Raw genomic sequence first — 14184 nt, 5'->3', positions numbered from 1 at the left:
GCTGTTTTTTTGTGTCCTGATGGTTTTGGCAATAAGTAATCCTCCTGTTTCGAGAAAATTAACTTGTTTTTTGCCGCATTATATCTTACAATTAATAACAGAGTTTTGTCTGCGGACAAAGCGAAAGGGTTAAAGAGTGGGATATAAATGATTAGGATAAAGAATGTAACAAAAGAATTCGGGAAAACAAAAGGAGTATTTGATTTATCACTGGAAGTAGAAGATGAAGAAGTTTTTGCCCTGATGGGGCCGGCAGGTGCCGGCAAAACTACAGCTATCCGTCTTTTGATGGGATTTATGGCTCCTATGAAAGGGAAATGTGTGATAAATGGGAAAGATACCTGTAAATGGTCCGACAATATTCAGGGATTTATCGGCTATCTGCCGGGAAATGCGGGGCTTCCTAAGGAAATGACAGGCAACAAATTCATACGGCTGATGGGTGCCATGCGGGGAATGAAGAACCTGGAGCGGGCATTTGAACTTGTAGACCGGTTTGAACTGGACATGGAGGAGAAGATACGATTCATGTCAAAGGAAGACCGGAAAAAGGTTCAGATTATCAGTGCGTTTATGCATGATCCGAAAATGCTGATTCTGGACGAGCCGGCTGTGGGTCTGGAGCCGCTGATGCAGGAACGGTTTATTGAGCTGATGCTGGAGGAAAAGGAAAAAGGAAAGACAATTTTTATGACCTCCCAGGTATTTGACGAAGTAGACAGAGTTTGTGACCGTGTAGGGATGATCAGAGATGGAAACCTGGTAAATATCAGTGATATTGAAAGCCTGAGGGCAGACCAGCGGAAGAATTATATTATTAAATTTGCCGACCAGCAGGAAGTGTTTCGATTTATGAAAGAGCCATTTGAGGTAATTCAGATTAAGGAAAAACAGATCATTGTCAATGTAAAAGGTGAGATGATGTCTCTGATTCATACACTCAATGACTACAAAGTGACGAATCTGGAAATGACAGTCCAAAGCCTGGAAGAGATATTTCCACATTTTTACGGAGGTCAGCTGCATGCTTAGTTTTCCATTATTAAAACAGAATATAAAATCAAATTATGTAATTTTCCTTGCATTCCTTGCAATACTTTTGTCGGGAATGCTGGCAGCCCTAGGGCTTCATACCGAAGGGCATACATCAGCAGGATTTTTAGCATCCTATTTTAGTGAATTTACCTTTTTCATTGTTCCTTCCGTATACAGCATTATTATGGCGGGACGTTTGACAGCTCATTTAGTGGATCGGGGAACAATGGCATATTATCTGGCAACGCCCAACAGCAGATCGAGGCTTTTATGTACCCAGGCAGTCACATTGGTGTCATATCTGGCAGTTATGTTTATTTTTACTTCGGTTCTTGGGGTAGCGGGCGGTTTGTATCAATTCGTGGAAAATTGTGATATTACATCTTTTCTGTTGTTGAATCTGGGGGCATTCTGCCTTCATATCTTTGTCAGTGGAATTTGTTTTTTAATGTCCTGTACGTGTCGGTCAGCCGGGAGAGCATGGCTTTTTTCCGGTATTATCATAGCGTTTTTTTATATAGTTCATATCGTATCAGATATGGATGATCGTATGGAGGTTCTGAAATACGGTACCTTTTTTTCACTATTCCATACCGAATATATTCTGAGGATCAATGTCAATATCCTATGGATGCTTCCGGCCTTAATTGTTGGCGGCTGGGCTATGTATTTTATAGGAATAAAAATATTTGAAAAGAGAGATTTGCCCCTGTAATGGGGAATGAGGATTTATAGATGTCAAAAGCTTTATATATTGCAGAAAAACCCAGTGTAGCTCAGGAGTTTGCCAGGGCACTGAAGATAAAAACATCCAGGCATGATGGATATCTGGAGGCTGACACGGCGGTGGTGACCTGGTGTGTTGGCCATTTGGTGACTATGAGTTATCCGGAAGTATATGATGTAAAATTTAAAAGGTGGAGTCTGGACACTCTGCCATTTCTCCCGGATGAATTCCTGTACGAGGTCATTCCTTCTGTAACAAAACAATTTAAAATTGTAAGCGGTCTGTTAAACCGGGAAGATATCGATACCATTTATGTCTGTACTGACTCCGGGCGGGAAGGAGAATATATCTATCGTCTGGTAGAGCAGATGGCAAATGTAAAAGGGAAAGCCAGAAAAAGGGTCTGGATCGATTCCCAGACAGAAGAAGAAATACTGCGGGGTATTGAAACAGCAAAAGATTTATCTGCATATGATAATTTGTCAGAGGCAGCCTATCTGAGGGCAAAAGAAGACTATTTGATGGGAATTAATTTTTCCAGGCTGCTTTCCTTAAAATATGGGAATGCCATTTCAAATTATTTACATACAAAATATACGGTTGTATCGGTGGGCAGGGTAATGACCTGTGTACTTGGAATGATTGTAAGACGGGAACGGGAAATCAGGGAATTTGTGAAAACGCCGTTCTACCGTGTTCTTAATACCATAAATTATAATGGAAAAGTATTTGACGGCGAATTCCGTGCAGTAGAAGGCTCTAAATATTATCTGTCCCCTAAATTATATAAAGAAAATGGATTTAAAGAAAAAAAAGAGGCCCAGGTATTAATTGACGAACTTAGTGTGGAACAGCCATTAACCGCAGTGGCAGATGCCGTTGAGAAGAAAAAGGAAAATAAAAATCCACCGCTGTTATTCAACCTGGCGGAACTACAGAATGAATGTTCAAAACTATTTAAAATAAGTCCGGATGAAACGCTGCGTGTAGTTCAGGAATTATATGAAAAAAAGCTGGTAACTTATCCGAGAACGGATGCCAGAGTATTGTCAACGGCAGTTGCCAAAGAAATTCATAAAAATATCGGAGGACTGCGTAACATACCTATGGTGAAAGAGTTTGCCGAAGAGATTCTAGGCGGTAGCAGTTATAAAAATATCGCAAAGACAAGATATGTAAATGATAAGCAGATTACAGACCATTATGCAATCGTTCCAACAGGGCAGGGGATCAGTGCACTTCGCTCCCTGAATAGTAATGCGGTAAATGTTTACGAGACAATCGTCAGAAGATTTTTAAGTATTTTTTATCCCCCTGCAGTCTATCAGAAAATCAACCTGACTACAAAGATGCAGGGAGAAAAGTTCTTTTCCAGTTTTAAAGTACTGATTTCAGAGGGATATCTGAAAGTAATTGAGAATTCCTTCAGCAAGAAAAAGCCCGAGGAGAACTCAGGAGGGCAGGAGGATGACACGAAATGTGATACAGCCATGCTGGAAGCATTAAAGGATCTGAAAAAAGGCGCCCAGTTAAATGTAGATAAGCTGCAGATTAAAGAAGGAGAAACCTCACCGCCAAAACGATACAACTCCGGTTCCATCATTCTGGCAATGGAAAATGCAGGGCAGCTGATCGAAGATGAAGAACTCCGCTCCCAGATCAAGGGCAGTGGAATCGGAACCAGTGCTACCAGGGCAGAGATACTGAAAAAACTCATAGGGAATAAATATATAGCATTAAATAAAAAAACGCAGATACTGACGCCCTCATTACTGGGTGAGATGATATTTGATGTAGTAAATGCGTCAATCCGTTCACTGCTGAATCCGGAATTAACCGCCAGTTGGGAAAAGGGTCTGAATTATGTGGCGGATGGGGAGATCACACCGGATGAATATATGACAAAACTGGATAACTTCATACGATCCAGAACAGAAGGGGTATTAAAAACCAACTATCAATATGCACTGCGTCAGTATTTTGATGCGGCAGCACAATATTATAAGAAAGGAAGTCAAAAATAATGGAAACATGTAAGATTAAAAACCTTTATAACCTGGAGGAAACAATTGCAAAAGAATTATTTAAGGGAGCAGAATATCCATGGGAAGTTCTTCCTAAGATCAGCAGCTTTATCCTGGAACTGGGAAATTCCCTGAGTGAAGAAGAGTATGAGAAACGTGGAGAAAATGTCTGGATTGCAAAATCAGCAAAAGTTGCTCCTACAGCGTTCATTAACGGACCGGCAATCATCGGTAAAGATGCTGAAGTGCGCCACTGCGCATTTATCAGAGGCAATGCTATCGTTGGCGAAGGTGCCGTTGTAGGGAACTCTACCGAACTGAAAAATGTTGTATTATTCAACAAAGTTCAGGTGCCTCACTATAATTACGTGGGTGATTCCATCCTGGGTTACAAATCTCACATGGGCGCAGGTTCCATTACCTCAAATGTAAAATCAGATAAAACACTGGTTGTTGTAAAAGATGGAGAGCAAAAGATTTCCACCGGCCTGAAAAAATTCGGAGCAATGCTGGGTGATAATGTAGAGGTTGGATGCGGCTCTATCTTAAATCCTGGTACGGTAGTGGGAAGCAATACTAATATTTATCCCCTGTCTTCTGTGCGCGGGGTTGTGCATGGAGGAAGTATTTATAAGAAACGTGGGGAAGTTGCAGAGAAGTTTTAATGTATTTTAGCGGGATACTCAGAATGAGTCAGTAAAAATTGCCCGTTATGTGATGAACCTCGGATAAACCGGGGTTTTTCTTAATTTATTTTAAGAATTATCGTGTGGGAATATTAAGACATTCCAACGGATTCTTTGCTAAAATAATGATAGCCTAGACTTAATTGTCCAGGCTATTCGATTCTAAGCAGAAGGATGATGGGGATATGTCAGAGAATATTTTAGTTGTAGATGATGAAAAAGAAATAGCGGATCTGGTCGAGGTCTACTTAAAAAATGAAAATTTCAATGTTTACAAATTTTACTCAGCGAAAGAGGCACTTGAATGTATTGGATCAGGAGATATTGATCTGGCAATACTGGATGTGATGCTGCCTGATGGAGATGGTTTTGAAATTTGCAGAAAGATCAGGGAAAAGCATAACTATCCGGTAATCATGTTAACTGCAAAAGAAGATGAGATTGACAAAATTACGGGTCTGACTCTAGGGGCAGATGATTATATGACAAAACCCTTCCGGCCATTGGAACTGGTAGCCAGGGTAAAAGCCCAGCTGCGCAGGTTTACACGCTATAATCAGGGGAGCTATGAAAGTCAGGATAATGTGCTTATTGTTTCGGGTCTGGAGCTTAATAAGAGCACCAGGGAATGTATTTTGAATGAAAAACCAATATCACTGACCCCTACTGAATTTTCAATCCTCTGGATTCTATGCGAAAATAAGGGGAAGGTAGTCAGCGCAGATAAACTGTTCCAGGAGGTCTGGGGCGATAAATATTTTTCCAACAGTAACAATACAATAATGGTGCATATCAGGCATCTAAGGGAAAAGATGCAAGATTCCGCTGAAAATCCAAGATATATTAAAACGGTGTGGGGAGTTGGATATCGAATTGAAAAATGAGTTTGCAAGGCTGAAACGAAAGATTGTAAAGCAGGTTTTTATTGTTGCATTATTTGCAATCTTAATAGGTGCCTGCCTGCAGTATATGGTGATCGACGGCATCTTACAGGAACCTTTTGCGGAAGGCTTTGTTGCCTGGTGCCAGAATAAATTTGATCTGGATTATATGGAGGCTGTGAATGTCTATCAGAAAGTGTTTCGCAATATCAAAGATTATCTGATGATGGCTGGATTTATTATATTAATTCTGATTTTATTTTATATCGCACTGCTGAAGTTCACACGCTATTTTGATGAAATCCGCCAGGGCATGAAAAAACTGCTGCAGGAATCCGAAGAACCAATCCGGTTGTCACCCGAGCTGGATTTCATGGAAGCAGAAATGAATCAGGTCAAAGGAACTTTAAAAAAACGCGCGGCAGATGTATTTGAGGCAGAGCAGCGGAAAAACTCCCTTGTGGTATATTTGGCGCATGATATCAAAACGCCGCTTACTTCAGTAATTGGTTATATGAACCTGATGCTGGAATTACCGGATATGCCGCCGGAACAGCGCGCCAAGTATATGGAGATAACGCTGGAAAAGGCATACCGGCTGGAACAGCTGATTAATGAATTGTTTGATGTAACCCGCTTTAACATGCAGTCCATTGAACTGGAAAAAGAAGAGATCCATCTTGCCTATATGCTGATGCAGATGGCAGAGGAGTTTTATCCGGTCTTGATGGAACAGAATAAGCGTGCCCGGGTGGACGCAGATGAATCCCTGTTGATACAAGGGGATCCAAATAAACTGGCAAGGGTTTTTAATAATATCCTTAAAAATGCAATTGCCTACAGTTATGAAAATACAATTATTGAAATTAAAGCAGAAAAATTAGAAAACAATGTACTGATCACGTTTCGCAACCGGGGTGACCAGATCCCTTATGACATGCTCATGAAAATATTTGAACAGTTTTACCGTATGGATTCGGCTAGATCCAGCAATACGGGAGGAGCCGGACTGGGGCTTGCCATTGCAAAAGAAATTGTATTGGCACACGGAGGTAAAATTTATGGACAGAGCGATGAAATTTTTACCACTTTTTCGGTAGAACTGCCATTAATGGTAATATAGTACGGGAATATTAAAAATGAGAACATTTAAACGAAGTAACCGGAGTAACCGGGAAACAGCTTTGGTGAAATGTTCTTGTTTTTATGTAAGCGGTCAGATGGAGAAGTAAACCCTTAATTTTTTATTATGATACTATTTAGGATTCCTGAAGTACTGATAAAGATGCAAAGGAAGTATCAGGAAAATGTTAATGGAGTCCTAAGTCTGGTTTTACACACTTTTCTATGCTTGCTGTTACTATAAAAGCAAGAAGAAAACGGAGGTGTGTATTCATGAGAAGACGAAAGAGAAGAAGGCATTATGGTCTGCAGATCATTTGTATAGCAATACTTTTAATGGTAAGTGCATTTGGAATGAAAAAATTGGCAGACAGCTATTTGGGGGAGGAGGCAGACAGCAGTAAAACAGTGGATTCAGATGAGACGATGCAGTTAATAAGCAACCAAGAAGATAGCGGATTAGATATTGACGGAGACAGGCTTTATAGTGCCTCAGCGCTTCTGATTGACTTGCAGAGCAGGAAAATATTATTTGAAAAAGAAAGTGATAAGAAAATCTATCCTGCGTCCCTGACAAAGATTATGACAGCAATTGCGGCAATAGAAACCATAGGAGATCTGCAGCAGACAGTTACACTTCAGCCAGACAAATTTGATTCATTATATGAAGAAGGGGCATCTATGGCAGGATTTTCACCGGGGGAAGAAGTTTCTGCCATAGACCTGATCTACGGGGCACTGCTGCCCTCCGGTGCGGAATGCAGTATCGGACTGGCTGACTACGCTGCAGGGAGTGAATCATCTTTTATTGAAATCATGAATCAGAAAGCATCTGATTACGGGATGACAGGAACCCATTTCAGCAATACAACCGGACTCCATGACGTCAATCACTATACCACTGTGAAAGATATGGCTATTTTACTGGAACACGCATTGCAAAATGAAAATTTCCGCACGGTATTTACTTCTTTTATGCATTCTGTACCGGCAACGAATCTGCATCCGGAAGGAATTACCTTCTACAGCACATTGTCGCCATATGTGGATTCCGGAGAAATCAGCGGAGGAGAGATAGAGGGAGGAAAGACGGGTTTTACAGATGAGGCAGGTCTATGCCTTGCAAGTCTGGCTAAAGTAAATGGGAGAGAATATGTTCTTGTTACCGCGGGAGCCGAAGGCAGCCATGAGACAGATCCCTTTCATGTGGAAGATGCCCGCTTTGTCTATAATCAGCTGGGACAGATAAACTGAACAGAAAGCTTCCCAAACCGATAACATTTAATTTAAAATGCAAAAAAACAATTGACAATATGCGCAGATTAATATATGATATGAGAATATTCATTTCGTGATGCATATAGCTATCACAAATTCTTATTATCAATGGCACTTTCGCCGATTTTCACAATGCAGAAAAATAAAAGTAAATGGGGTGGCGCTTATGGTTTGAATTGTTTTGAAAATGGCTTAGATTGTTTCAAATAATGGTTGACATTTTGACCGAAATATAATAGTATGGGTATAGAAAACGAACATAAGTTTGCAAATTAAAGGAGATAAATGTTATGGGACAGCAGGAAGATAGATTAAAAGCCCTGGATGCGGCAATTGGTAAGATTGAGAAAGATTTTGGTAAAGGGGCTATTATGAAGCTGGGAGAGTCCGGCGTAAATATGAATGTAGAGACGATTCCAACCGGTTCTCTAAGCCTGGATATTGCTCTTGGCTTAGGCGGTATTCCCAAGGGAAGAATCGTAGAGGTATATGGACCTGAGTCCAGTGGTAAAACCACAGTTGCTTTACATATGGTTGCAGAAGTTCAGAAAATAGGCGGAATTGCAGGTTTTATTGATGCAGAACATGCGTTAGACCCTGCTTATGCTAAAAATATAGGTGTAGATATTGACAATTTATATATATCACAGCCGGATAATGGAGAACAGGCTTTGGAAATCACTGAGACCATGGTACGTTCCGGGGCAGTTGACATTATTATTGTGGATTCCGTAGCTGCATTAGTACCTAAGGCAGAAATTGATGGAGACATGGGAGACAGCCACGTAGGTCTGCAGGCTCGTCTGATGTCACAGGCACTGCGTAAATTGACTGCGGTAATCAGCAAATCAAATTGTATTGTAATCTTCATCAATCAGCTCCGTGAAAAAGTCGGTGTTATGTTTGGAAGTCCTGAGACAACTACCGGTGGACGAGCATTAAAGTTTTATTCTTCCATTCGTTTAGATGTAAGAAGAATTGAAGCATTAAAGCAAAGCGGCGAAGTAGTGGGAAATAGAACACGTATTAAAGTTGTAAAGAATAAGATTGCACCTCCTTTCAAGGAAGCAGAGTTTGATATCATGTTTGGACAAGGGATTTCAAAAGAAGGAGATGTTCTTGATTTAGCAGCAAATCTGGGAATTGTCAATAAGAGCGGTGCATGGTATGCATATAATGATGCCAAAATTGGACAGGGCCGTGAGAATGCCAAGACATATTTGAAGGAAAATCAGGAGATTCTTGCAGAGATTGAAGAAAAAGTAAGAGTGAATTACGGATTGACAGAAGGCTCTGAGCCGGAAGCTCCTGTGAAGGAAGAAGTTACTGAGGATTAAGGATGATTATTACGAATATAGAAGCGGTTACGAAAGCGAAAAGCCGTGTATATATCGATGAACAGCTTGCATTTGTGTTATACAAAGGCGAGCTGTATCGTTATAAGATAAAAAAAGATGAAGAAATCAGCGATGAAACCTATCGTGAAATTATAGATGAAGTGCTGACAAAAAGAGCGAAGATCAGGTGTATTTATTTGCTGAAATCCATGGACCGGACTGAATATCAGCTTCGAACAAAATTAAAGCAGGGCGGTTATCCGGAAGAAGCAATTAATAGGGCAATCGATTATGTAAAGAATCTTCATTATATTGATGACAACCGTTACGCACAATATTATATTGATGGAAGAACAGGAAGCAAGAGTAAACAGCAAATCGTTCAGGACTTGCTGCGAAGAGGGATATCCAAAGAACAGATCCAGAGTATTTATGAACAAAAGGAACCGGAAGACGAGACAGAACAGATCCGTAAATGGGTGGCTAAGAAGAGAGTGGATTTAGAAACGGCAGACCCCAAAGAGATCAACAGGCTTTATGGATTCTTAATGAGAAAAGGATTTCAGGCCAGTGATATCAGCAAAGTTATCCGTGGAAGAGAATATGATTAGGGACCGCCAGCCAGCGGTCTCCAATTGAGACTTTATAGTCATTTTAATGGAGTGCTTTTTATTGAAATTTTTCTTGATTTTTAAATAATTCGTGCTATACTAATAATATGCAGATATGGTTCATCGGTAGAACGTTGGCTTCCCAAGCCGAAGAGGGGGGTTCGACTCCCCTTATCTGCTTGTAAAAGTGCCTGATTTACAGGCGCTTTTTTTGTTTTGTGCCGCACTTTACCGGAAAAAATTGCTAAGAATTCTTGTCAAAATGTTTGTTTTTAAATCAAAAAAGGAAATTTGGTCAATGTTATAAGGTTTCTATGTTTTATGTTGACTTCTTTGTGAAAATAGTATAAAATTAGTATGTTGTATTTGTACAATGAAAATTTAATAAGGAGGTGCTCCTGTGCCGAGTGCAATGTGGTTTGTCATTGCTGTTGTAATCATTGTGATTATAACTATTATTACTTGGTTTGCTGCTATTTCATATAGAAAGAAAATTGTCGAAGAAAAGATCGGCAGTGCAGAAGACAAAGCAAGAAGAATAATAGATGATGCATTAAAAGTTGCGGAGACGAAGAAACGGGAAGCTTTACTTGAGGCCAAAGAAGAGTCATTAAAGACGAAAAATGAACTCGACAAAGAAACAAAAGAGCGAAGAGCAGAGTTACAGCGTTATGAGAAAAGAGTACTGTCAAAGGAAGAATCCATTGACAAGAAAGCGGATGCAATTGAACGCAGAGAATCAGGATTAACAGCAAAAGAAGAAGAGTTAAAGAAAAAGAGTGTTGAAATTGAAAAGATTAGTGAAAAGAGAGTACAGGAACTGGAGAGAATTTCAGGCCTAACCTCCGAACAAGCAAAAGATTATCTTTTAAAAACTGTTGAAGATGAAGTAAAAAGCGATACAGCCCGTATGATTAAAGAAATGGAATGTAGAGCAAAAGAAGAAGCGAACAAAAAAGCAAAAGAGTACATTGTCACAGCCATTCAAAAATGCGCTGCAGACCACGTAGCAGAGACAACAATCTCTGTGGTACAGCTTCCGAATGATGAAATGAAAGGAAGAATCATTGGTAGAGAAGGTAGAAATATTCGTACCTTAGAAACTTTGACCGGTGTAGATTTGATTATCGATGATACACCAGAAGCAGTAATTTTATCAGGCTTTGATCCAATTAGAAGAGAAGTTGCAAGAATAGCACTTGAAAAGTTAATTGTAGACGGAAGAATTCATCCGGCTAGAATTGAAGAAATGGTAGAAAAAGCACAAAAAGAAGTAGAAGCGATGATTCGCGAAGAAGGTGAATCGGCAACTCTGGAAGTTGGTGTACATGGCATCCATCCTGAGTTAGTACGTTTACTTGGAAGAATGAAATTTAGAACCAGCTATGGCCAGAATGCTTTGAAGCACTCCATAGAAGTGGCACAATTGTCAGGTCTATTAGCAGGAGAAATCGGCGTGGATGTCAGAATGGCAAAACGCGCAGGTTTATTGCATGACATTGGTAAATCCATTGACCATGAAATTGAAGGCTCACACATTCAGATTGGTGCAGACTTATGTAAGAAATATAAAGAGTCCGCTACAGTCATCAATGCAGTAGAATCACATCATGGCGATGTAGAACCAGAATCCTTAATTGCATGTATTGTACAAGCAGCAGATACTATTTCTGCAGCGCGTCCGGGTGCAAGAAGAGAGACTCTGGAAACATATACAAACAGATTAAAACAGTTAGAGGATATTACAAATACCTTCAAAGGGGTAGACAAGTCTTTTGCAATTCAGGCGGGTAGAGAGATTCGCGTAATGGTAGTTCCGGATGTAATCAGTGATAACGACATGGTGCTGTTGGCGAGAGATATTTCAAAGCAGATAGAAGCTGAACTGGAATATCCTGGACAGATTAAAGTCAGCGTTATACGTGAAAGTCGTGTAGTTGATTATGCGAAATAGGAATCCTGTGCAGCTGCAATAGCAGCTTAAAATACAGCGTATTCCAGATATAAAAGAAGTACGATTACTTATTAATCTATGTAGTTATTATATAAAGTGTGTCACGATAATTTTATTATCGATGATGCACTTTTTTATCTTTAAAGATAAAAATGGTCGTAAAGAATGTTATGTTATATGAAATGCTTTCTGAACAGAGGGAGGGATATACTTGGAAACTCGGACAAAAAAGTCATTGGCAATCCTAATAGGTGTTTTGCTGATTTACGCAATGTGTTTTTTAACATATACCTTACATGAAGAAAAGCAATTTAAACATCTTGAGAATGACCTGAAACGGGTTTACTTTACCGGTACTTATCAAAGTAATTCTGATCTGACACCGAAAGAATTCAGAGAAGGCACTGTTATAGATGCGAATCAGAGCAGTAAAGTTACATTGACAGGACGTTTTGACCAGGAGATTAAAGAAAGTCAAAGCCTGCTGTTTCGGATTCCTAATATCAAAGTGAAAATATTTAAAGATGAAAATCAAATCTATTCTTTTGGTGAACCGGGAACTTATCCTGGATTTTCTAAATCTCCTGGAAATACATGGGATATATTCAATTCTCCTGGTATCAAAACGAGTGATGAGATAAGAATTGTGCTTGAAAATATTTATCCAAACAATGTGAAGACTGTATATAACCTTTTCATAGAACAAATATTGTCCGGAGATTCCGGAGTTTTATTTCATGCGATTTTTCCCAGAGTAGGATTATCGGTGTTCCTGGGTGGGGGCATTTTCCTTTTAGGGTGTCTTTTGCTGATTATCTTAATTTTCCTCCGGGTTATGAAAACGCCTTTTTCCAGAAGACCTTTTTATTTTGCATTTTTAGCTATCATAAGCGGCTTGTGGTTTTTCTTCGACTTTAAAATTATATCGCTGATCATTCCTTACAATATTTTTAATAATATATTAAGTATGATTTGCCTGTCTATGGTCATGCCACTTTTTTGTATGTATATTCTGGAATTTTTGAGTGGTAAGACGAGAATTCCATTGATAATCAGTGTCTATATACAAATCGGTTTTGCGGTTTGTTATCTGATTTGTCAGGGATTGGGGATATATGATGGATATGATTTGCTTAGTCCACTGTTAGTAATAATGGGAATCAGCATTGTGATTGTTTTTGGATGCCTTGTATATGAAACCGTTTTTTATAAAAATTCAGAGGCTAAATTTTTGCTGCTGGTAAGCAGTGTATTACTATTATGTGGTTTTGATGTGGTAAATTACTTCACCAATTATACACCAACTTATTTTATGACAAAAATTTCGTATGGTTTGTTTATGCTGATTCAATTTTTTTATATGCTGCGCTGCATACAGATAAATATAAATGATATTAAAAATGCCAGAATACTGGAAGTGGAGCTTGCACAAAATCGTATTGCTATTGCTATTAGTCAGATCCAGCCCCATTTCCTTTATAATTCCTTAACGGCTATCAAACAACTGTGTGTGATTGATCCGGTCAGGGCAGAGCAGGCGGTGGGAGAGTTTGCCGGTTTTCTGCGGGAGAATCTGGATTCGCTGACCAGTTCCTCTCTCATTTCATTTCATAAGGAGCTGAATCACATTAAAAACTATCTGGCATTGGAACAGCTGCGGTTCGGCAGTCGGCTAAAGGTTCATTACAATATTCAAACATATGATTTTGAATTACCTTCTTTGACGATACAGCCGATAGTAGAAAATGCAGTTCGTTACGGTGTGACAAAAAAGGCAGAGGGTGGAACGATTACGATTTCAACAAAGAATGGGGAAGATACAATAATCATTACTGTGTCTGATGACGGGGCAGGATTCGATATGTATCATAGAAAAGAAGATGGACGTTCCCACATTGGAATTGAAAATGTGAAAAACAGGCTGCAGGCACAGTGTAAAGGTGATCTTACCATTAAAAGTGAATTGGGTAAGGGGACTGTGGTTACGATTCTGATCCATAAAAGATGATGTCATCAGTTGGAATTTTACGCATAAAATGAATATGGCGGGCATATAATAATACCATAAATAACCATAGGAGGTGTAAAATGGCAAGAGGACCCAGAAGAAAGTTGGATGAACAGATCAGAAATGTAGACGAGCAGGTAGCAAAGGCCAGTAGAAAACTGGACGAGTTGTTGGCATTAAAAGAGACATTGGAACAGCAAAAGCGAGAAGAAGAAGTTGGCAGACTATATAATCTTATGGTAGAAAACGGGAAAACCCTGGAAGAGATAGAACAGATTATCTTAGCTTCAACAGAATCTCAGGAAATTGCATAAAGTATAGCAAATAAAAAGACAGCTAAATCAGCTGTCTTTGTTTCTCTTATGTAGATCATCTTGTGTATTTAATCAATCATTAGTAAGTCATCTGGTGTATCTTAACCAATCATTAGTAAGTCATCTTGTGTATCTCAATCAATCATTAGCAAGTTATCTTATGTATCTTAATCAATCATTAGTAAGTTGTCTGGTGTATCTCAATCA

At 39.3% G+C, this 14184-nt stretch carries 12 protein-coding genes and 1 tRNA gene; all 13 read left to right on the top strand.

Annotation, left to right across the window (positions count from 1 at the left end; translation table 11 throughout):
• Positions 1 to 147: 147 nt before the first annotated feature.
• The 13 genes from CD03_RS0117235 to CD03_RS0117175 all read left to right on the top strand — a co-directional run bounded on the left by CD03_RS0117235 (position 148) and on the right by CD03_RS0117175 (position 13977).
• Positions 148 to 1032 (top strand): ABC transporter ATP-binding protein, encoded by an 885-nt coding sequence (locus CD03_RS0117235; RefSeq protein ID WP_027294711.1) that lies wholly within the window; start codon positions 148 to 150, stop codon positions 1030 to 1032.
• Complete coding sequence (locus CD03_RS0117230; RefSeq protein WP_027294710.1) at positions 1025 to 1750, top strand: ABC transporter permease; 726 nt, start codon at positions 1025 to 1027, stop codon at positions 1748 to 1750. The genes CD03_RS0117235 and CD03_RS0117230 overlap by 8 nt, the downstream gene beginning before the upstream one ends.
• Before the next feature lie 20 nt (positions 1751 to 1770).
• Positions 1771 to 3786, top strand: a complete 2016-nt coding sequence (locus CD03_RS33865) for a DNA topoisomerase (protein WP_044289457.1) — start codon at positions 1771 to 1773, stop codon at positions 3784 to 3786.
• Positions 3786 to 4451 (top strand): acyltransferase, encoded by a 666-nt coding sequence (locus tag CD03_RS0117220; RefSeq protein ID WP_027294709.1) that lies wholly within the window; start codon positions 3786 to 3788, stop codon positions 4449 to 4451. The genes CD03_RS33865 and CD03_RS0117220 overlap by 1 nt, the downstream gene beginning before the upstream one ends.
• Positions 4452 to 4657: 206 nt before the next feature.
• On the top strand, positions 4658 to 5356 hold the full coding sequence (gene vanR, locus CD03_RS0117215; protein ID WP_027294708.1) for a VanR-ABDEGLN family response regulator transcription factor: 699 nt from the start codon (positions 4658 to 4660) through the stop codon (positions 5354 to 5356).
• On the top strand, positions 5346 to 6476 hold the full coding sequence (locus tag CD03_RS0117210) for a sensor histidine kinase (RefSeq protein ID WP_027294707.1): 1131 nt from the start codon (positions 5346 to 5348) through the stop codon (positions 6474 to 6476). Before vanR ends, CD03_RS0117210 begins: the two co-directional genes overlap by 11 nt.
• 272 nt (positions 6477 to 6748) lie before the next feature.
• Positions 6749 to 7729, top strand: a complete 981-nt coding sequence (locus CD03_RS0117205) for a D-alanyl-D-alanine carboxypeptidase family protein (protein WP_027294706.1) — start codon at positions 6749 to 6751, stop codon at positions 7727 to 7729.
• Positions 7730 to 8043: 314 nt separating this feature from the next.
• Positions 8044 to 9090, top strand: a complete 1047-nt coding sequence (gene recA, locus CD03_RS33860) for a recombinase RecA (RefSeq protein WP_044289456.1) — start codon at positions 8044 to 8046, stop codon at positions 9088 to 9090.
• A gap of 2 nt (positions 9091 to 9092) precedes the next feature.
• On the top strand, positions 9093 to 9701 hold the full coding sequence (locus CD03_RS0117195; protein WP_027294705.1) for a regulatory protein RecX: 609 nt from the start codon (positions 9093 to 9095) through the stop codon (positions 9699 to 9701).
• A gap of 109 nt (positions 9702 to 9810) precedes the next feature.
• Positions 9811 to 9881: transfer RNA gene (locus CD03_RS0117190), tRNA-Gly, on the top strand.
• 232 nt (positions 9882 to 10113) lie between these two features.
• Entirely contained in the window at positions 10114 to 11655 is a 1542-nt protein-coding gene (gene rny, locus CD03_RS0117185) for a ribonuclease Y (protein ID WP_027294704.1), read from the top strand.
• Between the two features lie 211 nt (positions 11656 to 11866).
• Positions 11867 to 13663 (top strand): sensor histidine kinase, encoded by a 1797-nt coding sequence (locus CD03_RS36195; RefSeq protein ID WP_052377849.1) that lies wholly within the window; start codon positions 11867 to 11869, stop codon positions 13661 to 13663.
• 80 nt (positions 13664 to 13743) lie between these two features.
• Positions 13744 to 13977, top strand: coding sequence for a hypothetical protein (locus CD03_RS0117175; RefSeq protein ID WP_027294703.1), 234 nt, complete (start codon positions 13744 to 13746; stop codon positions 13975 to 13977).
• Positions 13978 to 14184 lie beyond the last annotated feature (207 nt).

It is taken from the genome of Robinsoniella sp. KNHs210 (genome assembly GCF_000686105.1).
Classification (GTDB): Bacteria; Bacillota; Clostridia; order Lachnospirales; family Lachnospiraceae; genus Robinsoniella; species Robinsoniella peoriensis.
This window is presented reverse-complemented; position numbering and strand designations above follow the sequence as displayed.

Excerpts from the sequence above, each read along its gene's own strand:
- CD03_RS0117235 (WP_027294711.1), top strand. The coding sequence starts at position 148 with ATGATTAGGATAAAGAATGTAACAAAAGAATTCGGGAAAACAAAAGGA.
- CD03_RS0117230 (WP_027294710.1), top strand. The coding sequence starts at position 1,025 with ATGCTTAGTTTTCCATTATTAAAACAGAATATAAAATCAAATTATGTA.
- CD03_RS33865 (WP_044289457.1), top strand. The coding sequence starts at position 1,771 with ATGTCAAAAGCTTTATATATTGCAGAAAAACCCAGTGTAGCTCAGGAG.
- CD03_RS0117220 (WP_027294709.1), top strand. The coding sequence starts at position 3,786 with ATGGAAACATGTAAGATTAAAAACCTTTATAACCTGGAGGAAACAATT.
- vanR (WP_027294708.1), top strand. The coding sequence starts at position 4,658 with ATGTCAGAGAATATTTTAGTTGTAGATGATGAAAAAGAAATAGCGGAT.
- CD03_RS0117205 (WP_027294706.1), top strand. The coding sequence starts at position 6,749 with ATGAGAAGACGAAAGAGAAGAAGGCATTATGGTCTGCAGATCATTTGT.
- recA (WP_044289456.1), top strand. The coding sequence starts at position 8,044 with ATGGGACAGCAGGAAGATAGATTAAAAGCCCTGGATGCGGCAATTGGT.
- CD03_RS0117195 (WP_027294705.1), top strand. The coding sequence starts at position 9,093 with ATGATTATTACGAATATAGAAGCGGTTACGAAAGCGAAAAGCCGTGTA.
- rny (WP_027294704.1), top strand. The coding sequence starts at position 10,114 with ATGTGGTTTGTCATTGCTGTTGTAATCATTGTGATTATAACTATTATT.
- CD03_RS0117175 (WP_027294703.1), top strand. The coding sequence starts at position 13,744 with ATGGCAAGAGGACCCAGAAGAAAGTTGGATGAACAGATCAGAAATGTA.